21 protein-coding genes are annotated in these 19,950 nt (G+C 71.0%); 10 read left to right on the forward strand and 11 right to left on the reverse strand.

Annotated elements, in window-relative coordinates:
• Positions 1-71 precede the first annotated feature (71 nt).
• The 5 genes from Q4V64_RS22160 to Q4V64_RS22180 all read right to left on the reverse strand — a co-directional run bounded on the left by Q4V64_RS22160 (position 72) and on the right by Q4V64_RS22180 (position 5,430).
• A complete protein-coding gene (locus Q4V64_RS22160; protein ID WP_124444292.1) occupies positions 72-1,091 on the reverse strand; it encodes a Gfo/Idh/MocA family oxidoreductase in 1,020 nt (339 codons plus the stop codon).
• Complete coding sequence (locus tag Q4V64_RS22165) at positions 1,088-2,131, reverse strand: Gfo/Idh/MocA family oxidoreductase (RefSeq protein WP_124444293.1); 1,044 nt, start codon at positions 2,129-2,131, stop codon at positions 1,088-1,090. The genes Q4V64_RS22160 and Q4V64_RS22165 overlap by 4 nt, the downstream gene beginning before the upstream one ends.
• A 64-nt stretch (positions 2,132-2,195) precedes the next feature.
• Positions 2,196-3,044, reverse strand: a complete 849-nt coding sequence (locus tag Q4V64_RS22170; protein WP_253267353.1) for a carbohydrate ABC transporter permease — start codon at positions 3,042-3,044, stop codon at positions 2,196-2,198.
• Positions 3,041-4,048 carry a sugar ABC transporter permease gene (locus Q4V64_RS22175; protein WP_124444294.1) on the reverse strand — a complete coding sequence of 336 codons (1,008 nt, stop codon included), beginning with the start codon at positions 4,046-4,048 and terminating at the stop codon, positions 3,041-3,043. The genes Q4V64_RS22170 and Q4V64_RS22175 overlap by 4 nt, the downstream gene beginning before the upstream one ends.
• On the reverse strand, positions 4,045-5,430 hold the full coding sequence (locus Q4V64_RS22180; protein WP_148100393.1) for an extracellular solute-binding protein: 1,386 nt from the start codon (positions 5,428-5,430) through the stop codon (positions 4,045-4,047). Before Q4V64_RS22180 ends, Q4V64_RS22175 begins: the two co-directional genes overlap by 4 nt.
• A gap of 283 nt (positions 5,431-5,713) precedes the next feature.
• On the opposite strand from Q4V64_RS22180, the gene Q4V64_RS22185 reads away from it, so the two are divergent.
• On the forward strand, positions 5,714-6,964 hold the full coding sequence (locus tag Q4V64_RS22185) for an ROK family protein (protein ID WP_124444296.1): 1,251 nt from the start codon (positions 5,714-5,716) through the stop codon (positions 6,962-6,964).
• Positions 6,965-6,980: 16 nt separating this feature from the next.
• Here Q4V64_RS22185 and Q4V64_RS22190 read toward each other — a convergent pair whose 3' ends face one another.
• On the reverse strand, positions 6,981-7,445 hold the full coding sequence (locus tag Q4V64_RS22190; protein WP_124444297.1) for an Lrp/AsnC family transcriptional regulator: 465 nt from the start codon (positions 7,443-7,445) through the stop codon (positions 6,981-6,983).
• A 138-nt stretch (positions 7,446-7,583) separates the two neighbouring features.
• Here Q4V64_RS22190 and Q4V64_RS22195 point away from each other — a divergent pair, with 138 nt between their 5' ends.
• The 3 genes from Q4V64_RS22195 to Q4V64_RS22205 are packed head-to-tail and all read left to right on the forward strand — an operon-like array spanning position 7,584 to position 10,593.
• The gene (locus Q4V64_RS22195; protein WP_124444298.1) at positions 7,584-9,209 is read left to right on the forward strand and encodes a GNAT family N-acetyltransferase; all 1,626 of its coding nucleotides are present in this window, start codon (positions 7,584-7,586) and stop codon (positions 9,207-9,209) included.
• Positions 9,206-9,988 carry a class I SAM-dependent methyltransferase gene (locus Q4V64_RS22200; protein WP_124444299.1) on the forward strand — a complete coding sequence of 261 codons (783 nt, stop codon included), beginning with the start codon at positions 9,206-9,208 and terminating at the stop codon, positions 9,986-9,988. Before Q4V64_RS22195 ends, Q4V64_RS22200 begins: the two co-directional genes overlap by 4 nt.
• 53 nt (positions 9,989-10,041) lie before the next feature.
• Complete coding sequence (locus Q4V64_RS22205) at positions 10,042-10,593, forward strand: DinB family protein (protein ID WP_124444300.1); 552 nt, start codon at positions 10,042-10,044, stop codon at positions 10,591-10,593.
• 280 nt (positions 10,594-10,873) lie between these two features.
• Here the strand turns inward: Q4V64_RS22205 and Q4V64_RS22210 are convergent, their stop codons facing one another.
• From Q4V64_RS22210 to Q4V64_RS22225, 4 genes are all read right to left on the reverse strand, one after another.
• A complete protein-coding gene (locus Q4V64_RS22210) occupies positions 10,874-11,980 on the reverse strand; it encodes a protein-L-isoaspartate(D-aspartate) O-methyltransferase (RefSeq protein ID WP_124444301.1) in 1,107 nt (368 codons plus the stop codon).
• The gene (gene tgmB / locus Q4V64_RS22215; RefSeq protein WP_253267354.1) at positions 11,977-12,954 is read right to left on the reverse strand and encodes an ATP-grasp ribosomal peptide maturase; all 978 of its coding nucleotides are present in this window, start codon (positions 12,952-12,954) and stop codon (positions 11,977-11,979) included. Before tgmB ends, Q4V64_RS22210 begins: the two co-directional genes overlap by 4 nt.
• The gene (gene tgmA / locus Q4V64_RS22220) at positions 12,951-13,181 is read right to left on the reverse strand and encodes a putative ATP-grasp-modified RiPP (protein ID WP_124441999.1); all 231 of its coding nucleotides are present in this window, start codon (positions 13,179-13,181) and stop codon (positions 12,951-12,953) included. The genes tgmB and tgmA overlap by 4 nt, the downstream gene beginning before the upstream one ends.
• A 378-nt stretch (positions 13,182-13,559) precedes the next feature.
• Positions 13,560-13,973 (reverse strand): ATP-binding protein, encoded by a 414-nt coding sequence (locus tag Q4V64_RS22225; protein ID WP_253267355.1) that lies wholly within the window; start codon positions 13,971-13,973, stop codon positions 13,560-13,562.
• 202 nt (positions 13,974-14,175) lie between these two features.
• On the opposite strand from Q4V64_RS22225, the gene Q4V64_RS22230 reads away from it, so the two are divergent.
• The 5 genes from Q4V64_RS22230 (at position 14,176) to Q4V64_RS22250 (ending at position 17,292) form a co-directional block, all read left to right on the forward strand.
• On the forward strand, positions 14,176-15,291 hold the full coding sequence (locus Q4V64_RS22230; RefSeq protein WP_124444302.1) for a helix-turn-helix transcriptional regulator: 1,116 nt from the start codon (positions 14,176-14,178) through the stop codon (positions 15,289-15,291).
• Positions 15,292-15,304: 13 nt separating this feature from the next.
• Complete coding sequence (locus tag Q4V64_RS22235; RefSeq protein WP_124444303.1) at positions 15,305-15,886, forward strand: HD domain-containing protein; 582 nt, start codon at positions 15,305-15,307, stop codon at positions 15,884-15,886.
• A gap of 97 nt (positions 15,887-15,983) precedes the next feature.
• On the forward strand, positions 15,984-16,370 hold the full coding sequence (locus tag Q4V64_RS22240; RefSeq protein ID WP_253267356.1) for a hypothetical protein: 387 nt from the start codon (positions 15,984-15,986) through the stop codon (positions 16,368-16,370).
• Positions 16,371-16,420: 50 nt separating this feature from the next.
• Positions 16,421-16,993 (forward strand): GNAT family N-acetyltransferase, encoded by a 573-nt coding sequence (locus Q4V64_RS22245; protein WP_124444304.1) that lies wholly within the window; start codon positions 16,421-16,423, stop codon positions 16,991-16,993.
• Between the two features lie 131 nt (positions 16,994-17,124).
• Positions 17,125-17,292 (forward strand): hypothetical protein, encoded by a 168-nt coding sequence (locus tag Q4V64_RS22250; RefSeq protein ID WP_172629514.1) that lies wholly within the window; start codon positions 17,125-17,127, stop codon positions 17,290-17,292.
• A gap of 25 nt (positions 17,293-17,317) precedes the next feature.
• Here the strand turns inward: Q4V64_RS22250 and Q4V64_RS22255 are convergent, their stop codons facing one another.
• Positions 17,318-18,034, reverse strand: a complete 717-nt coding sequence (locus tag Q4V64_RS22255) for a TetR/AcrR family transcriptional regulator C-terminal domain-containing protein (RefSeq protein ID WP_124444305.1) — start codon at positions 18,032-18,034, stop codon at positions 17,318-17,320.
• Positions 18,035-18,190: 156 nt separating this feature from the next.
• On the opposite strand from Q4V64_RS22255, the gene Q4V64_RS22260 reads away from it, so the two are divergent.
• The gene (locus Q4V64_RS22260; protein ID WP_124444306.1) at positions 18,191-19,903 is read left to right on the forward strand and encodes a CocE/NonD family hydrolase; all 1,713 of its coding nucleotides are present in this window, start codon (positions 18,191-18,193) and stop codon (positions 19,901-19,903) included.
• Positions 19,904-19,950 lie beyond the last annotated feature (47 nt).

The raw sequence follows: 19,950 nt of genomic DNA on the forward strand, positions 1-19,950 counted from the left end.
GCGGGGCAGGGCAGTACCGGGCAGGGCTCATGGTCGTGCGGCGCTCGGGTGCACAACGGTCTCCCCGAGCCTCACCGCACCGCCAGCGTCACCGGCTGTCCCGTGCGCAGTGACTCGTACGCGGCCAGCACGATCCGCAGGGTACGCAGGCCCGACGCGCCGTCCGGAGACGGTCGCCGTCCGGTGCGGGCCGCGTCGAGGAACTCGTCGAGCATGGCGGCGTCCAGGTCCGTCCCGCCTGCCTCCCAGCGGTCGCGGCCGGTGGTGGAGTCGAAGCCGCCGAGCAGCGGGGGGAAGGCGTCGAACTCCACGATCGCCTTCTCGCCGACGCAGGTCATGGCGAGTCCGCCCCAGGTCGGGTGGTCCGGCGGGTGGCTCCAGCTGGCGTCCACGGCGGCGACCAGCCCGCCGGGGTAGCGGATGGTGACCAGGCCCGCGGTCTCGACGTGCTGTGTGGGGCCGCCATCGTCCAGGATGCTGTTCGCCTGGGCGTACACCTCCGCCGCCTGCTCGCCGTCCAGCAGCGCGTCCACGAGGTCGGCGATGTGGACGGTGTGGTCGGCCAGTGCTCCGCCGCCCGACAGTTCCGGGTCGGCGAACCAAGGGTGCGAACGGGCCGGGTTCGAGCCGTTGTTGGCTCCGTGGACACTGACGAGCCCGCCGAGCGAGCCGTCGGCGAGGGCGCGGCGCAGGGCGGTGAACACGGGGCTGAACCGTACGGGATAGGCGGTCATCAGCCCGACCCCGGCCGTTTCGCAAGCGTCGATCATGGCTTGTGCGTCCGCTTCCGTCGTCGCGAGTGGCTTCTCGCAGAGCACGTGTGCTCCGGTCGCGGCGGCCCGTTCGACCAGGTGCCGGTGGCGGGCGTTCTCGCTGGTGACCACCACGGCGTCGGGGCGCAGGGCGAATATCTCGTCCCAGCTGTCGGCGTAGGCGGCGCCGAGCTCTTCGGCGAGGGCCCGGCCGCGGGTGGGGTCGTCCGGCGGGGCTTCGGGGTCGGCGGTGATCAGTTCGATGCCGTCGCGGTCGCGCAGCAGCCTGATGTAGGTCGCCGCGTGCACATGGGCGAAGGACAGTACGGCGACTCTCACTGGTCAATTCCCCCTGTGGGTACGGTGGTTGCCTGTGCTGTGAGTTCGACGGTCCGGCCGGTGCGGGCCGACTCCGCCGCGGCCTCCGCGATGCGGACGGCCGCCACGCCGTCCCGGGCGCTCACCCGGGGTTCCGGACCTCCCGCGAACGCCTCTGCGAACTCGCGGATCTGGATGAGGTAGGGCGACTCCCCGAGGTCCCCGAAGCCCCCGAGGTCCCCAGCCGGTATGCCGTCCGCCGGTCCGCCGGACGCGGCACCGGTGATCCGCAGATCGAGGTGCGCCCGCGAGTCGTGCTGGACGGTACCGCCGGTGCCCGACACGTGGAACGTGGTGCGGAACGGTGTCGCCGTAGGTCCCCACACCCCTACGACCTGCGTGATGGCGCCTCCGGCGTGGGTGAGTACGGCGGTACCGGTGGCGACCGCACCTTCCGGGGCCGGGGCGGTGAGATGCCCCTGCTGGCGGGCGTGGACCCGGACGACGTCGCCGAAGAGCCAGCGGGCGATGTCCATGTCGTGGATCATCTGGTCCGTCAGGATCCCGCCCGAGCGGGCCGGGTCGGCGAACCAGCCGCTCCACGTGGGATAGCGGCCGGTGCGGGTGAACCGGGCGACCGCCACCCGGCCCAGCCCGCCCCCGGCGACCAGGTCGCGCAGGCGGGCGTAGGCGGGGAAGAAGCGCACGACGTGTCCCGGATACAGCCTCACCCCGGCCGCTTCGGCCGCGTCGGCCATGTCCCCGGCCTCGGTCGCGTTGAGCGCCAGCGGTTTCTCGCACAGGACATGGGCACCTGCCGCGACGGCGGTCAAAGTGATCTCCCGGTGGGTGTCGGTCGGCGTGCATACGTCCACCACGTGGGCCCCGGCGATCGCCTCGCCCAGGGAGCCCACGGAGGTCGCGCCGAACTCCCGGGCGAGCGCGGGGGCGCGGCCGTCGGGGGCGTAGACGCGTACGCGCGCGCCGAGGGCGGCCCACGCGGGCAGATGGGCGCGGGCGATGCCACCCGCGCCGATCAGCGCGACTTCGAGTTCTGCCATGGAATTCTCCGACCTCCTGTGTGGTCAGCCTTTGTCAGCCTCTGTGTGGTGGGCCCATGCGCGTTCAGCCCTTGAGCGCGCCGCTGAGCACGCCGCTGATGAAGTGCCGCTGGAAGAACAGGTAGACGAGCACCACCGGGGCGATCACGATCAGGGTGGCCGCGGCGAGCAGTGGTACGTCGACGCCGAACTGCCCGGTGAAGAAACCCAGTCCGGCGGGGGCCGTACGGCGGGCCGGGTCCTGGATGAGGATCAGCGGGAGCAGGAACTGGTTCCAGCTCCAGACGAAGTACAGAACGCCCAACGTGGTCACCGCGGGGCGGGAGTTGGGCAGGAGGATCCGCCAGAGCGTCACCCAGGACGAGGCGCCGTCCAGCCGTGCGGCTTCCATCAGGCTGCGCGGCATGGTCGCGAAGTGGGCGCGCATCCAGAAGACCCCGAACGGCATGAACGCGCCGATCTCCGCGAGCGCCAGCCCCGGCACCGTGTTCGTCAGACCGACGGCGCGCAGGTCGTAGTAGAGCGGGATGATCGTGCCCTCGGTGGGGATGGACAGGCCGAGCAGCAGGTACGCGTAGAGCCTTCCGCGGCCGGGGACGTCCAGGGTCGCCAGCGCGTATCCGGCCAGGGTCGCGCACAGCACCGCGGCCGGCACCACGCACAGCGCGATCACCACGCTCGACCGCAGCAAGGTGCCGAACCCCGCGGCGGACCAGGCGCGGGAGAAGTTCTCCAGATGCAGCCCGTCCGGCAGGGCGAAGCCGGTCAGGGGAGCGCCCGCGGGCTGGAGTGACGCCAGCAGCAGGGAGGCGAACGGCACGAGTACGGCGGCCATGAAGAGCGTGAGCAGGACGGGTGCCGCCAGTCGCCCGGTGAGCGCCTTTGTGCCGGTGGGTGAGGTCACGGTGGTCACGGTGCCTCCCTGGACAGCCTGTTGATCACCAGGACGGCGAGGGAGATGACCGCCGTCAGCGCGATCGCCAGGGCGCTGGCCACACCGACCGCTCCGCCCCCGAAGGCCAGGCGGTAGATGAGGATTCCGGGCACGACGGTGCTGTTGCCCGGGCCTCCCCCGGTGGTGATGTAGATGAGGTCGAAACTGGACAGGGCGGCGATGACGGTGATGGACAGCGCCACCGCGAACTCCGGTCGCAGCAGCGGGACGGTGATCGCGGTGAACTCGCGTACCGGGCCTGCCCCGTCCATCCGTGCCGCCTCGTAGATCTCCTGGTCGATGCGCTGGGTCCCGGACAGGAACAGCACCATGCACAGGCCCGAGACGACCCAGGTCCCGATCAGTCCTACGGCCGGCAGGGCCCAGGTGAAGCTGCCGAGCCAGGCGTCGGCGAGGCCGCCCAGGCCGATCGCCCGCAGCGCCTGGTTGAGGATGCCGTCCTCGGCGTACACCCAGCGCCAGAGGATGCCGACCGCGACCAGCGGGATGACCTGGGGCAGGAACAGCACGGTGCGGACCAGGCCGGTGCCCCGGCGCCCGGCACGCCGGGACACGATCGCCGCCGAGACCAGGCCAACGCAGATCGGCAGCACGGAGAAGAACAGGATCAGTGCGCCTGCGTGCCAGGCGGCGGCGCGCAGTTGCGGGTCGTCGGCGATACGGCGGTAGTTGTCGAGGCCGACGAAGGACGGGAGGGTCACGCCGTCCCAGTCGAACAGCGAGAGGTAGGCGGTGTGCAGCAGCGGCAGTACGGCGAAGAGCGTGTAGGGCAGAAGGGCAGGCAACAGGTACAGCAACGCCACGGCACGCCTGCCGCGGCGGCCGGACCGTGCCGTGCGGGGGCGTCGGCGCACGGCACGGTGCTCCCCGTGCTCCCCGTGCTCCCCGTGCTTCGCCGGGCGCGGGGCGCCGGGTGTGCCGGGAGCGCGGGCGGGATCGGTCAGTCGGTCGGCAGTGGTCATTGGTGGTAGTTCTCGAAGTCCGTCTGCAGACCGGCCAGAAACTTCTCGGGGGTGGCTTTGCCTCCGGCGAGGAGTTGCAGCTGAGTGGTGAGGGTGTCGCCCATCGTCGGGCTGGAGGAGTTCTGGATGAACGGCTGCAGGCCGGCGTCCTTGACGATCGTCTGCCAGCCCGTCCGGACATCGCCCAGCAGTCCGGTCTGGCTCGGCATGGCGCCCGCGTCCGGAGCCATGAAACCCCCCTTGGCGATGATGGCGGCGGCCTGCGCTTCGGCGGCGAAGTCGAGGAACGCGGCGGCCGCGGCCGCGTTCTTCGACTTGCTGGAGACGCAGTAGTACACGCCGGCGCCGGTGGTGCGTACCTTCCCGCCGGAGGTGACGGGCGGCATGTTGAAGTAGCCGGCCCGCTCGCCCAGGCCCTTGGCCACCGCGGCCGCCGCCCAGTTGCCGCTGATCCGGAAGACGCCGTCGCCCTTGGCGAAGGCGGCGGTGGCGTCGTTGTCACTGACGCCGTTGACCTTGGGGGTGACGTACCCCTTGTCCACCCAGCGCTTGAGGGTCTCGGCCGCCTGCTCGGCCTCCGGCAGCACGATGGTGGCGCCCTTGTGTCCGTAGGCCCACGCTTCGCGGTCCCGGGGCGTCAGGTAGGCCGAAAGCAGCACGTTGAAGGGGTGGTTGAGACCGCCGTCGAGGTTTCCGGCGACGAGTGCGGTCTCACCGGCCGCCTTGGCCTTGGCGAACAGGGCCTCCAGCTCGTCCAAAGTGGCCGGGGGGACGGTCAGGCCCAGCTTCTGGGCCTTGGCCTTGTTGTAGTAGACGCCCTCGAACGACAGGCCCGCCCCCACCCCGTACAGGTCACCGGTGCCTACGGTCTTGCCGTCGGCGGTGAGGGTGATCTGGTCCAGGCCGGGGAACTTCTCCGCCCAGCCGTACGCCTTGCCGTACTCGCCGACCTTGAGCAGCAGCCGTCCGGGGATGAGGTTCTGCATGCCGGAGGTGAACTGGGCGATGTCGGGGGCGCTGTCGGCCGACATGGTGGTGTTGATGCTCTTGAGGTAGTCGTCCCAGCCCGTGTACTGGCGCTTGACGGTGATGTTGGGGTGCTTCTCGCGGAAGGCCGCGATGAGGCCCGGGGTCATGGTGGTGTCGTCGGCGTCGGCGACCACCAGCGTGATCTTCTTGTCGGCCGGTACCGCCGTGGAGACCGGGCCGGTGCTGCTCTTCTCGGACGACGAGGCACCCGGGGTCAGATCGCTGCACGCGGTGAGTGCCGCGGCGCCGATCGCGCCGGTGGCCGTGAGGAAGGTACGTCTCGAGAAGGTACGTCTCGAGGCGGTATGTCTAGAGACGGCAGGTCTCGAAAGGGGCGACGGGCTGGGGCTCATGAGGTCTCCCGGGCGTGGCGCGACAGAGGGAGCCGACGGCGGGGACGCCGGCGGGGGCGTGATGCATGAGGCCGCGGGGGTGTGCGGCGCGGAGGGCGCGAGGAGGTCGGAAGGCGCCGTGGAACGGCAGCTCGACAGTTCGACTGCCGCTTGGGTAGTTCGATAAAGCAGTTGCGTTTTATAATCGGAGGCAGTTCGACCCGCGTCAAGGACTCACGGCTGGATTGTTATCGTCGGTGCGGCCGCGCCGGTCCCCGCCGCACCACTCCCCAGGAGGTTGATCATGCAGGCGCTGTGGCCGCTCGGAGGGCCGGCGGAGCCGAACGCTCCCGGGCACGAACTGCCCGCGGTGGTGGGCGTCGCGGACCTGCGTGCCACGAACGCCGCGGCCATCCTCGCCGCCGTCCGCTCGACGGACCCGCACCCCCGGCTGTCCACACTGGCCGAGGCGACCAAGCTCTCCCGGCCCACAGTCGAAGCGATCGTCGAGGAACTGACCGACTGCGGCCTCATCGAGGTCGCCCCGGCCGTCTCCGCCCGTGGCCAGCGGTCGCCCGGTCGCCCGGCCCGCCGGTTCCGGTTCCGCCCGCACGCGGGCTTCGTCGTCGGCGTGGACGTACGGCCCCGATCGGTGAGTGCCTGCCTCGCCGACCTCGACGGCCGGGTGGTGGCCGTCGAACGCAGGTCGGTGCGCGCCGATCTGGGCGGCCAGGCCCGTGCCCGCGCCGTCACCGCGGTGGTGCGGCGCGCGATCGACAGTTCCGGAGCCGATGCCCGGAGAGTGTGGGCCGCGACGATAGGCACCCCCGGTCTGGTGAACCGGAGCAACACCCGTATCCGGCAGGCCGACAACCTCAAGGGCTGGGCCGAGGCGGACGTCGTCACCACCCTCCGCGACGCCCTCGGCTGCCCGGTCGCCGTGGAGAACGACGCCAACCTCGCCGCGCTGGGCGAGCAGTGGCGCGGGGTCGGCGGCTCGGCCGACGAGATGGTCTTCGTCCTGCTCGGTGAACGCCTCGGTGCCGGCATCATCACCGGCGGACGCCTGCTGCGCGGGCACCGCGGCGCGGCCGGTGAGATCGGATTCATCCGCTTCCCCGGCAGCACCTCGTCGCAGCCGGGCCTCGAACCCCTGGTCGAGAACGTCGAGAACCATGGCGCGGACCTGGTACGTAGCGCAGGCGCCGACATCGTCCGTGGCGCCGCCTCGGGGGATCCGGAAGCGGTCGCGGCCATCACGTCGTACGGGAGGAGACTGGCCGCCGGGATCGCCCCCGTGCTGCTCGCGCTCGACCCGGCCCTGGTCGTGCTCGGCACCAGCCTGTTCGCCGCTCCCGACCTGCTCCCGGCGGGGGAACTCCTCCTGAGTGCCGCCGAGGAGGAAGCCGGCAGCCTCCTCGTCGACCTGCCGCAGTGGCGGCTGTCCTCCCTGGGTGACGAGGCCGTGATCACCGGCGCGGTACGTTTCGCCCTCTCCTCCGTCGAAGAGGTGCTGCGCACCCGGCCCACGCTCCTTCCGGCCCGGGGGCGGTGACGCGCTCGGCTCGCGCCTAGTCCCGTGAGGGAAGGCGTGCGGGGGCCGTGTTGCTCACCTGCTGAAAGATGACCGACGTGCGGAAGCCGGTGATTTCGCCGCGCTTGCTGAGCCGGTCGGTGAGGAAGGCGTGCAGGTGGTCCAGGTCCTGGACGGCGACGTGGAGGAGGAAGTCGTCGCCCCCGGAGAGGACGAAGACGTGGAGGACTTCCGGCAGGCCGCCGGCGAAGGCCTTGAAGGTGTCGATGACGGCGCGGCTGAGCGGGCGTACCTGAACCGACACGAGCGCCTGAACGCCGCGGTTGAGGGCCGCGGGATCGATGTCGGCGTGGTAGCCGCGGATGACGCCCCGGCGGTGGAGCGCCCGGACCCGCTCCAGGCAGGTCGACGGGGCGATGCCGAGCTGTCGGGCGAGTTCGCGGTTGGACTGCCGGGCATCTGTCTGGAGAAGCCGGACGATCTCCGAATCAAGTTCATCCATGGCCGGGTACGGTACCCAATCTTCAGCCAAACGTTCGGTCGAGCCCCTGAGTGATGAGTCGGTCGTCCAGTATGGCGTCGTCGAAGCGGACGAACGAGAAGCATATGAAAGACGGACGAACGAAGGGGCTGCGGACTCATGCTCGATCACGAGCAGGTCGCGATCCACACCGGTCGGCGTTCCCGGCTGCCGGTGATCGTGGCTGTTCACTCGACGGCACTCGGCCCGGCGGCCGGCGGCCTGCGGCTCTGGCACTACCCCGACTGGCGGGACGGCCTCACCGACGCCCTTCGGCTGTCGGCGGCGATGACCTCGAAGTTCGCCGTGGCCGGGCTGCCCAGCGGGGGCGGGAAGGCCGTCGTGGTCCTGCCGGAGGGGACGGAGCTCGATGACGGGCGGCGCCGCGACGTGCTGCATGACGTGGCGGACGTCATCGCGTCGCTGGGCGGTGTGTACGCCACCGGGCCGGATGTCGGGACCGGGCCCGAGGACATGGCTTTGATCGGGGAAATCACTCCTCATGTGTTCTGCCGGCCGGCCCGTCTGGGCGGCAGCGGCGACTCGTCCCCGCACACCGCGCAGGGAACCCTCGCCGCACTGCGGGCCGTCGGCCGACGGCTGTACGGCAGCTCGAGTCCGGTCGGCCGCCGTCTCGCCGTGGTCGGTCTGGGCCGTGTCGGCGCCGGGCTCGCCCGTCTGCTCGCCGCCGAGGGAGCCGCTCTGACGGTGACCGACATCGATCCGGACAAGCGGAAGATCAGCGACGAGCTCGGCGCTGTCTGGCGGTCGCCCGAGGAGATCCTCGCCGCGGACGTGGACATCGTGGTCCCCGCGGCTCTCGGCTCCGTCCTGACCAGGCGGTCCGTGGCGGATCTCCGCTGCCGAGCCGTGGTCGGACCGGCGAACAACCAGCTCGCCACGCCGGATGTGGCGGACCTGCTGCACCAGCGCGGCATCATCTGGGTGCCGGACTATGTCGCGAGCGCGGGAGGAGTCATCAACGCCGTCAGCACCGAGCTCCACCGCGTCGGTGCCGACGACGCCCGTGCACGAGTCCGCGCCATCGAGGACACCGTCGACGACCTGCTGGACACCGCGCGGCGCAGCGGCCAGACCCCGGCGCGGGCGGCGAGCGAGCTGGCCCGGCGTCGGCTGGGTGCCGCCGGCTCGCCCACGGCGTCGTCACGGTTGCGGGCCGCGGGGCCTGGTGACGCCGAGAGCGTGGCACTGCTGCACGCCGACAGCTGGCGTCGGCACTACCGCGGCGCGTACTCCGACGCGTTCCTGGACGGCGATGTGGTGGCCGACCGGCGGTCCGTCTGGTCCGCGCGCCTGTCCGCCCCGGGCAGCAGTGCGACGGTCGTGGCCGAGGACGACACCGGGCTTACGGGGTTCGTCCACGTCGTCTTCGACGAGGACGGCCGCTGGGGCAGCCGCGTCGACAATCTGCACGTCACCCAGCACCGCCGGCGATCGGGCCTCGGCACCGCGCTGCTCTCCCGCGCCGCCAAGGCCGTTACCGAGCGCGCGAGGGGCGACGGCATGTACCTGTGGGTGCTCGAACAGAACACGGCGGCACAGGCGTTCTACCAGGCCATGGGCGGCACCCGCGTCGAGAAGGCGCCGGTCCCAGCCCCCGGCGGCGTGGCGTCCCGGCTCGCCGGCTCCCCCGCCATGCTTCGCTTCACCTGGCCCGACGCCTCACTGCTCGCGCAGACAGGCGGACCGCAAGGCGTACAGACAACCCGGAGGACTACGCCATGACCCCCGACGCGGGTACCGCCGTCGACCACTACGACCGCCTCCTCGCCGAGCACTACACCTGGATGCTGGGCGGTGACGTCCACGAGGTCGCCGACCGCCAGGCCGCGCTGCTCGCTGAACTCGGCTTGGCGGGGGCCGAAGCCGACGGGACGGCCGTCGACCTGGGCTGCGGCTCCGGTGCCCAGACGCTGGCGCTGGTCCGCCTCGGCTTCTCCCCCGTGATCGCCGTGGACACCAGCCGCCTGCTGCTCGACGAGCTCGTCTCGTACGTCCGGGGCGACGAAAACCTCCGGAGCGCCGAGGTGGTACGGCCGGTGCATGGCGACATCCGTACCGTGCTGCCCGCGGCGGCCGGGCCGGGCACGGTCGCGGCCGTCGTCTGCATGGGTGACACGCTTCCCCACCTCCCGTCCAAGGCGGACGTCCCCGTGTTGCTCGGCCACATCAGCCGCGCGCTCGCCTCGGGCGGGCACCTCGTCGTCACTTACCGCGATCTCACAGCGGAGCTGCGCGGCACGGACCGCTTCGTCCCGGTCCGCAGCAGCGACGACCGGCTGCTCACCTGCTTCCTCGAATACCGTGACGAGGACACGGTGATCGTCCACGACCTGCTCCACACCCGGACCAACGGCTCCTGGCGCCAACGGACAAGCAGCTACCCCAAGCTGCGGATCGCGTCCTCCTGGCTGGTCGAACAGTGCCGGGCGGCCGGACTGGACGTCCGCCACGATGCCGCGGACTCCAGGGGGATGCGGATCCTCCACGCCGTAAAGCCCTGACGGGCATGCGTGACTCCGACTACCGTGCGCACCGCGCGAACCGAAGGGCGGACATGAGCGATCCCACCAGAAGAGCCGAACTGTTCGGCGGCGCCGACAGCGGTCGCCGGTTCACCGGCCCGACGACCGGCGACGAAGGGCGGATGCTCATCGATGTCCTGAGTGCCCAGCGGGCCACGCTGCGGTTGAAGTGCTCCGGCCTGGGCCGGGAGTTGTCCCTGCGGTCCGTGGAGCCGTCCACGCTCTCGCTGCTCGGCCTGGTCCGACACCTCGCCGATGTGGAACGCCGCTGGTTCCGGCGGGTCCTGGCCGGGCAGGACGCGCCGACCCTTTTCTCCTCGACTACCGACCCCGACGAGGACTTCAACGGTGCCACGGACGACCCCGGAGTCGTCGCCGCGGCGTGGGAGGCGTGGCGGGCCGAGGTGGCCTTCGCCGAACAGTTCGTCACCGAGGCCCCCGACCTCGACGTCGAGGGCGACGACTCCTGGCGCGGAACGGTGTCGCTGCGCTGGGTACTCATCCACGTGATCGAGGAGTACGCCCGCCACAATGGCCATGCCGACCTGCTCCGCGAGCGCATCGACGGAGCGGTCGGCGTGTGAGGCCGGATCCACTTCGACCGGCCGTCGATGCCGAGCGGCCTTCCGTTCGGCCACCGTAGCCGTCCGGAGCAGGCCGCCACGATGCCAAGAGCGTCCTCGTATCGGGCTCCCCTGGCTGCAGGACAGTAGCGAAGGGCAGCAATCGCTACCTACAACCGCCGGCGGCGGGCTGACCATCTCGCTGAACGTCTACAACCGCCCAGCCGGCACGCCCGAGATGGACGAGGCCCCGCGCAACGCCCGGTGGGTCGCGCAGAGCCTCGTGCAGGCGGGTTGGTGCTCAGTCCGTCGCGGCGGCCCGAGGCACCGGCCGACTCGGGGTATCGAGCCAGATGCGCTGTCCCTCGGCGGTCACGGTCACCCCGAAGCGCTCACGGCCCGGCCGGCCGTGCTCGACGTACAGCTCGTGCGCGGCCTCCACCGCATCCCACAGCAGGCGCGGCCCGGCCTGCCGTACGGTGCCGTCCTCGGCGCGCGCCCACGCGCCGTCAGCGCCCCACAGCTCCACGGCCGTCACGCGGCCATCGTCGCCGCGCTCGAAGGCGAACGCGGTGTCGGGGGCGACGAGGGACAGCACGAACCGGAACGCCTCGTCCTCGGCGACGACGTTCAGGTCCAAGCCCGTGAGCCGGCCGCTTGTCGCGTCCGGCCTGCCGGGGTGGGCCGGGGCGCCGGTGGTGCCGGCGTCGCGTACGGCCATGAAGTACGAGCCGACGGGCAGGAACCTGCCCTCGGCGCGGCCGTCGTCGGCGACGACCAGGCGCACCGTGCCCCAGCCCACCGGGCACACGATCAGGCCCGCGGGCTTCACCTGCTCCAGCCACGCGGCCGGGACCGTGCTGAACCCACAGGTCGCGATCAGCCGGTCGTACGGGGCACGGGCCGCGTACCCCTCGCGCCCGTCCCCGGTGATGACGAGCGGGGTGTATCCGGAGCACCGCAGCCGCGATCCCGCCAGCCGCGCCAGCACCGGGTCAACCTCCACCGTCACCACCTGGTGGCTGCCCAGTCGCTCGGACAGCAGCGCGGCGTTGTAGCCGGTGCCGGTCGCGATCTCCAGCACGCGGTGACCGTCGGCGACGTCGAGGGCCTGGAGCATGACGAGCATCAGCCCAGGGGCCGTCGACGACGAGGTGGCCACGCCGTCCGTGAGCTGCGTGGCCAGCGCGTCATCCGCGTAGACCAGGTCAAGCCAGTCCGGATCGGCGGACGTCACTCGCCGCTGCCCCTCGCTGGTCAGGGTCCAGAACTCCGGCACGTACGGGTGGCGCGGAACGGTCTCGAACACCTTCCGCCATGTCGGGTCGGTCAGTTGGCCGCTGGCCTCCAGACCGTCAGCCAGCGCCGAGCGCAGCTCCTCGGCGCGCTCTTCGGTGTGCGTCGTCATGGTCGTCCCTTGGCGAGTAGGTCAGCGATGTGCGCGGCGATGGGCAGGCCGGTGCGGTTCTGGATCCAGGACCACTCTCCGGACGGGTTGCATTCGAACATCACCCAGTCCCCGGACGGGGTGACGGCGAAGTCGAACGCGCCGAAGTTGAGCCGGAAGTGCTCCAGCCAGCCCAGCACGCCCGCCCTCACGTCGTCCGGCACTTTGCACACGTCGTAGGTGAGCGCGTCGTAGTCGCTGCGCCAGTCCACGCGGGCCGCGTCGCTGCCCGCGTGGATCTCGGCCGCGAACATCTCCGTGCCCACGACGGTCAGCCGCACCTCGTGCGACTTGGGCACCCACTCCTGGAACAGGTGCGCCGTCAGGGACACGGAGTCGTCGATGGCGTCGGGGTCGACCACGTGTGTGGGGACCCCGGTGCGACGGCCGTCCGGGTACTCCAGCGGGCCGCCCATGAGCGGCTTGCAGATCACCCGGCCGCCCACTTGGTGGCAGAACTTGCGGACCGCCTCCGGGTCGGTGGTGATCAGCGAGCGGGGCGTACGGAGCCCGTGGGCCGCCGCCACCGGGAGTTGTCCGGGCTTGTGGGAGGCGATGCCGTCCGCCTCGGGCCGGTTGACCCATGTCACCGGCAGCGCGTACAGCGTGCCGAGCAGGCCGGCCAACGCCTGTTCGTTCGCCCACGAGCGGTGGGGCTCCTCCATGTGCTCGGAGACGGCGGGAAGGCGGGGCCGCCTGTAGTAGACGGCCCTCACCTCCTCCAGCCGCACGGAGCGATACTCGTCAGCCAGGATCCCCGCCCAGGGTGCTGCAGCGTGTGCGACGGACAGGGAGATGGTCTGTGGGAAGTCGCCCATGTCGAACCTCATGACCGGCACGTGCCGGATCGTCAGCTCGTCGACCACCAGGTCCGCCGCGGGGTCCAGTTCCTTGGTGACGACCAGCACCGGGCCGCCGGACAGGTGCTGCGTCACCGCATCAGGTACGGGTCGGCGGTGTCGTCGTTCTTGCTGTCCCAGTTGGTGTTCGTGCAGCTTCCGGCCAGGTTGGCGGACCGGCTCCACAGGGCGCCGGTGCCCTCGGTCATGACGTTGACCTGCCGGACCGGGTCGTACGTGAACGAGCCCGCCTCCAGGGTCACGGTGTACGGGGTGCGTTCGGCGCGGGCGCCGAACGGGACGAGTGCTGCTGCTGTGGGCATGCGTGCCTCCTGTCGTTGATGCTGCTCGGACTGTTCTCCGCCCCACCTACGTCCGAGGACGGTGGCGAGGGTCTTGCAGGGCCCGTTCCGCCCCGGTGGGGAGCCCGCTGTGTGGGGGCGGAGCGGGGGTCGTACACCGCCCGGTGCCAGGCGCTCGGTCTCCGGCACCAGGCGGCGGCTTGAGGGGCACCGCCAGTGACAGGCGGGGAGCGCAGAACTCGCAGACCCACAGCTGGAACAACCAGCCGCGGTGACGCGCCTCACCCCACACAAGGCCGGCCATCCCCAACCGGCGAGCGCAGCGCGCGCAGTCGATGGCCATCTGCTGGCGCGGGCTGAGCTGGTCGACGCGCGGCAGCTCGGCCACAGGTGCCGCACTCACTGTTCGCCGTCCGCGCGCAGCTCGGCCCACACCCGTTTCCCGCCGTGCACCAGCTCGCTGCCCCAGGCGTGCGCGAGGACGTCGACCAGGAGGAGGCCGCGGCCGTGCTCGTCGTCAGGGGACGGCGTGCCCGGGGCGGGCCTGGCGCGCGAGGTGTCCGTCACGACGATTCGCGTGGAGTCCTCGCCGGTCCGGGTGATCGAGACGCCGACCGTCGCCGCGTCGGTGTGCTCCACCGCGTTGGCCACCAGCTCCGTGACGACCTGCTCGGCGGCCTCCACCAGACGGTGCAGCCCCCAAGTCTCCAGCGCCAGCGCTATGTCCCGACGGGCTTGAACAGCGGCCTCCAGCCTCGCCGCGTACCGCTCCTGGTAACGCTGTGGCCCCACCGTTGCAGCTGTCATGGTCATCGTCGCGTCCCTGGGGGTGCTCGTGTTCCGTGTAGCCCGACCACCGGCCGCCAGGCTGGGAGCGTCAGCAACGTCACCCACGGTGACAGCCTCCCTACTAGGCTGGTCCAGTGATGCCTACGACGGTAGGGCGCTGTGATCAGCGCTTGAAGTGACCGTGAGTACAAGTGGTTCGCCGCGATTGCGCGGGAGTGAGGCTGTCATGCGATCAAGTTCGCGACGAACCCTGACTGACAGTCAGGGTTCACCTGGACGCCCCCGCGCGGGCGTCATCTCCGGCTACGTCTTCCGGCTCGTCCGAGAGCAGCAGAGACACACCCAAGAGGAAGCAGCCGAACAGCTGCGCGTATCGCCGGACACGATCGCCGGGTGGGAGTCCGGCCGCCGCCCCCTGACCGCCGTACCGGTCGGGCAGATGCTTGTGCACCGTCATCGGCTGATGCGGATGGGCACCGCCCCCGCGCTCCTGCAAGCCCTGGACCTCGCCCTGGAGGCGGACGTCCTCATCGCCGGCGCCCTCGACGACAAGGCCGCAGCCGAGGAAAGCCCGCTCGGAGCCTGGGTAATGCAGCGCGACCTCGTCGAAGTCCTCGCCTGGCCCCTCAACCATGTACCACCCCAGTCCGTCCGCGACCTGCCCGATCCGCCCCGGAAGCGCCGAGGACCCGCGCCGACCGGACCAGAGCTGTCGGTCTCCGACCGGGCACGGTTCTTCACGCAGATCCGGCGTACCGCGGAGCAGGCTCGCGGCGAGGACCAGTTCCTGCTCCGCCGCCAGGCCCTCTACCTCTCCGGGTACGACGGCCAGGCCGACACATCGGAGTGGCTGGCCCACCAGCAGGCCACGGAACGTCCCGGTGACTGGCTCACGCGCTGGCTCAACTCCCGGTCCGTCGCCGCTGTATCGGCCCGGAGAGGTGACCGAGACCGTATGAACTACTTCATCGACACCTCTCTCATCGACGACGACGCAGGCGAGGCCGCGAACCTGAACTACTGGGCGTACTGGGTCGGCGAGACCGCTCACCTGGAGTTGAGCGACGACTTCATCGCCGCCCGCATGCCCGGACCGTGGCCGGGTGACAGGCTCCTCGCCCACCTCGCTCAGGGGCTCGCGCCGCATCACGGCTACGTGGACCTCAACATCCACTCCGTCTGGTCCCTGCTCCAGGTCCGGCCCAGCCTGCTGCGATCCGGCGCAGCAGGCCGCACCCTGCGCGACCGGCTGCCCGTGATGTTGGATAGCCGGGAGCTGACGGCGCGCGGGCGCCGGGAGCTGGAGAGCATCCGGTATGCGATCGGCCTCGCCGAGGCGTGAGAGGAGTCCGACGGTGACTGAAGACCTGTCAACGGTAGCGCGGTTTCTGTACGAGGCGGGGACGTTGAAGCAGACCAGGCGCACCGGCTGGTGGATGGCCGGCGTACGCGACCCAGAGTCGGTGGCGGAGCACTCCTGGCGTACCGCGCTCATCGCGACCATCATCGCGAAGCTCGAAGGAGCGGATCCCGCCCGGGCCGCGTTCCTCGCGGTGTGGCACGACTCGCAGGAGACCCGCACCGGCGACGTGAACCATCTGGGCAAGAAGTACGCCCCGGGAGCGGACCCGCGCGCGGTCACGGACGACCAGGTCGCGGGCATGCCCGAAGTCCTCGCCTCCGCGGTGCGCGAACTCGTGGCCGAGTACGAGTCGAAGGAGTCCCCCGAAGCCGTCTGCGCCCGGGACGCCGACAAGCTGGAGTGCATGATCCAGGGCATCGAGTACAAAGCCCAGGGCTACGAGAACGCCCAGCGGTGGATCGACAACAGCCGCGGCCGCCTCACCACGAAGTCGGCCAACGAACTCGCCGACGCGGTAATGGCGACCGGATCCCTGGACTGGCTGCGCGCTGCCCTCGGAGAGAAGCAGGACTGACCTCGGTCCGCTGCCGCTGGACCATGCCACGCGAGAGCCGGACGGGCCGCCGGCTCCTCCCCGAGTCGAGCGCGTCCACTGGCGGACGGGCTACGGCATGCGCACCATGGGTGAGTTGGGGTTCCGCCTCAGTAGTCCGGCGCGGCCGGTCGCGTCGGCATCCGTGGCGGACGTGCCAGAACAAGAGCTGGGCGTGGACCGCCCTGCCTTCGTGATGGACGGCGCGGGTGCTGCCCTGTCGGTCATCCCGCTCGGGGCCGCCACGGCGAACCCGCCAGTCCGGATCGGCATCGGTGACGTGCGGGCCATCGACCGAGCCGTCAGCCAGATCTACGCACACGGCTACGACCACGGCTCCGCCACCCTGCGCCGCGCTGCCTCCGAGGCGCTGCACACCGCCTATCAATGGCTCAAAGAGGGGACGTACACGGCACAACGTCGAGAGCGCGCTTCAGCGGCACGCCGCCGTCCCGGCGGTTGCTGACTGGCTGGAGGAGTACCGCACCATCACCGGTGTCAGCTGAGGAGGAGACGGTGACCACCCCGAGCACGCGTACCAACGTGGTGATCCGCACCTACGGGCCCGGCAAGGTGCCGCCGATGCTCGACGTGCTCGCCGACATCTGGGCCGACGCTCACCCCGAACTCGTCGACAATCCGAGCGCGGAGGCACTCGGCCTGTCCGTGCCCGCCTTGCGCCGCCAGGTCGAAAGCCACCTCAAGCACCCCGGCTTCACTCTGGTCGTCGCGTACGCGGGCGGCACTCCCGTGGGCTTCGGCTACGGCTTCCCCTGCTCCGCCGACTACTGGTTCGGCTCCGGCCTTGTCGACCAGGTCCCCGAGGGCGCCCGCACGGAGCGCCTGATGGGGCTGTGCGAACTGGCCGTGCGCCCACCGTGGCAGTCCCAGGGCATCGGCACACGGCTGCACACCGCGCTGCTCCAGGCCATCAATCCGAAGTGGTCCTCACTGCTCGCACTGCCCTCCAACCAGCGCGGCCAGGATCTCTACGCGCGGCTGGGCTACAGGTATGCGGGCGAGTACAGGAACACACCCGACGGCCCGGCCTTCGATCTGCTGCTTCTCCGTGTCGAGGACGTGGACTGACGAAGGAGCGTGGCTCGCCCTCGGCTACAGCGTCTCGGGGGATCTGGAACGCTCATGCGAGGTCGGTGAGACCGCTGCTGCCCGCCTCAGCACGGTGCGGTCGCCGAGAAGCGTGGGTCTCCTGCGCGGATTTGGTACGTCGCGCAGGTGCCGACATCGTCCTCGTCGACCTGCCGCAGTGGCGGCTGTCCTCCCTGGGCGACGAGGCCGTGATCACCGGCGCGGTACGTTTCGCCCTCTCCTCCGTCGAAGAGGTGCTCCGAACCCGGCCCACCCTCCTTCCGGCCCGGGGGCGGTAACTCGCTTGGCTCGCCGGGAGCGCGATCAGTCGGTGCGGAGGCCGTCGATCAGACGGTTGAGGAACCGGGTGAACGTGGCTTCGGGCGTGACGGCGCGTGCGGGGGCGGAGAGCGCTTCGGCGAGTTCCGGGTGGCGGCCGTCCGCGGCGACAGCGGCGAGGTAGCGGGCTTCGGCTGCGACCCGGTCGGGGGACTGGGTGGCTGCCGCCTGCGTGATCTCGTGGGTGACGTGCCCGGCGACGAATGCGGTGAGCTGGGCGAACACCTCCAGCTTCGCCGCGCCGTCCAGCCCGGTGGGCCGCAAGGCGGCGAGTGCGTGTTCCAGGAACGCCAGGGTGTTGGGCCCGAGGCTGCGGCGGGTGGACAAGGCGGCGGGCAGCCAGGGGTGGCGCAGCATGAGGCCACGCTGGAGGTGGGCGATGGCCTTCAGGTCGGCGCGCCAGTCGCCGGTGAGCGCACCCGACGTCGGCAGTTCGCCGCTGACGTGGTCGACCATCAGTTCCAGCAGTGTTTCCTTGTCGGAGGCGTAGCTGTAGAGCGACATGACTCCGGCTCCGACCTGTGCGGCGACCCGCCGCATGGTGACCGCTTCGAGCCCTTCCGCATCCGCCAGCGCGACGGCGGCCGCCGTGATCGCTTCGCGGCTGAAGGCGGGCCGGCGGCCCCTGCGGGACTGAGCGGGGCTCAGCCACAGCTGCTCGGGGTCGACACCCGTGGTGCCGGACCCGCCATCACGCGTCACGGTCTTCGCACTCCTTCTGCCGATCACTGATGACTCATCACGAGGCGTCATCACCACGAGGCCTCTTCACTGAGGCCTCATCACCGAGGCCGTTGTCGGGCCCATCCAAGCATCCTCTATTCTCGTACAACGTACGGGAAATCGAGGAGGGGAACCATGGCATCACACACCCACGACGCCGGGCCCAGGCCGGCCTGGACACCGCCCGCCCGGAAGCCGCCGCTGTCCTCACGGATGTTGAGGGCGATCTGGCGCAGTCTCCCGGCCAAGCGGCACGACGTCGGATGGGAGCCGGGGCTGGCGGTACCGGCCGCCGACGGCAGCCCGTTGATCACGGACCACTACTTCCCGCGCGCCGACGGCGATTTCCCCACCCTGCTGGTGCGCTCGCCGTACGGCAGGGGCCTGCCATGGTCGCCCATGTACGGCATGCTCTTCGCCGAACAGGGCTTCCACGTGGTCCTGCAGAGCTGCCGCGGCACCGGCGGCTCAGGCGGTGAGTTCGACCTGTGGCGCAACGAGGCCGCCGACGGCCGGGCCACGGTGTCCTGGCTGCGCGAACAGCCGTGGTTCAACGGGACCCTGGGGACGGTCGGCCCCAGCTACCTGGGGTACGTACAGTGGGCGCTCGCCCTGGACCCCCCACCGGAGCTGAAGGCGATGGTGGTGCAGGTGGGTCTGCACGACCCCTACGCCTTGTTCCACACTGACGGGGTCCTCCAACTGGAGAACGCCCTCCTCGTCGGCGCGGGCATGACGCACCAGCATCGGGGGATCGCACCCTTCGCGAGGGCGACGCTGCGCCTGCAGCGCCGACTGCGCGCCATCATCACCGCACGGCCGCTGCGCGGGGCGTACGCGTCCGCCCTCGGCGACATACCGTGGCTGGACGACGTGATGACGCACCAGGACGCCGGCGACCCCTACTGGAACGGCGCCTCCCTGGCACGGGCGGCCGAGCGGATGAGCGTCCCCACGAGCCTGATCACCGGATGGTACGACGCCCTGGTCGACCAGAGCTTCGAGCAGTACGCCCGCCTGCGTCAGGCCGGCTGCGACACCGCCCTGCTCGTCGGCCCCTGGACCCATGCGTCCGCACTGCAGCAGGGCTGGCCCGAGGTGTTCGCCGAGAGCCTCGCCTGGCTGCGCGCCCACCTGTGCGCCGAGCCCTCCGGCCTGCGCCCCACCGCCGTGCGCGTGCACGTCGGCGGCGAAGACGCGTGGCGGGACCTCGACGACTGGCCGCTCTCCCCCGGCACCACCTCATGGTTCCCCACCCCGGACGGGCATCTCACCCAGCAGGCCCCCGCGGACTCCGTACCACTGACGTCCTTTCGCTACGACCCGGCCGACCCCACGCCCTCCATCGGCGGCCCCCTGCTCTCCCGCACGGCCGGTCCCCGCGACAACAGCGCCCTGGAGGCCCGAGAGGACGTCCTGACGTTCACCGGCCCACAGCTGGCCGAACCCGTGGACATCCTCGGCCCGGTCGCCGCGCGGCTGAGTATCTCCACGGACACCGGATACACCGACGTCTTCGCCCGCCTGTGCGATGTGGACGCGCAGGGCCGCTCCACCAATGTCTGTGACGGACTGGCACGGCTTCGGACGGTGGGACAGGCACCCTCGGAGGTCACCGTACCGATGAGCACCACCGCCTACCGCTTCTCGGCCGGCCACCGTATTCGCTGGCAGATCAGCGGGGGTGCCCATCCGCGCTACGCCCGCAATCCCGGCACCGGAAAGTCTCCGGCGGACGCCGTCGACTTCATACCGACACGCATCACGCTCCACACCGACTCCGCGCTGATACTCCCCCACGGTTCCCGGACCACGGGGCCCTCCGGAGCTGGACACCCCGACGCGTAGACACCGTGGCGAACAGCAAGGGCCCGGGCCCGCCGACCTCGACGCAC

The sequence above is a fragment of the Streptomyces sp. NL15-2K genome (assembly GCF_030551255.1).
Classification (GTDB): domain Bacteria; phylum Actinomycetota; class Actinomycetes; order Streptomycetales; family Streptomycetaceae; genus Streptomyces.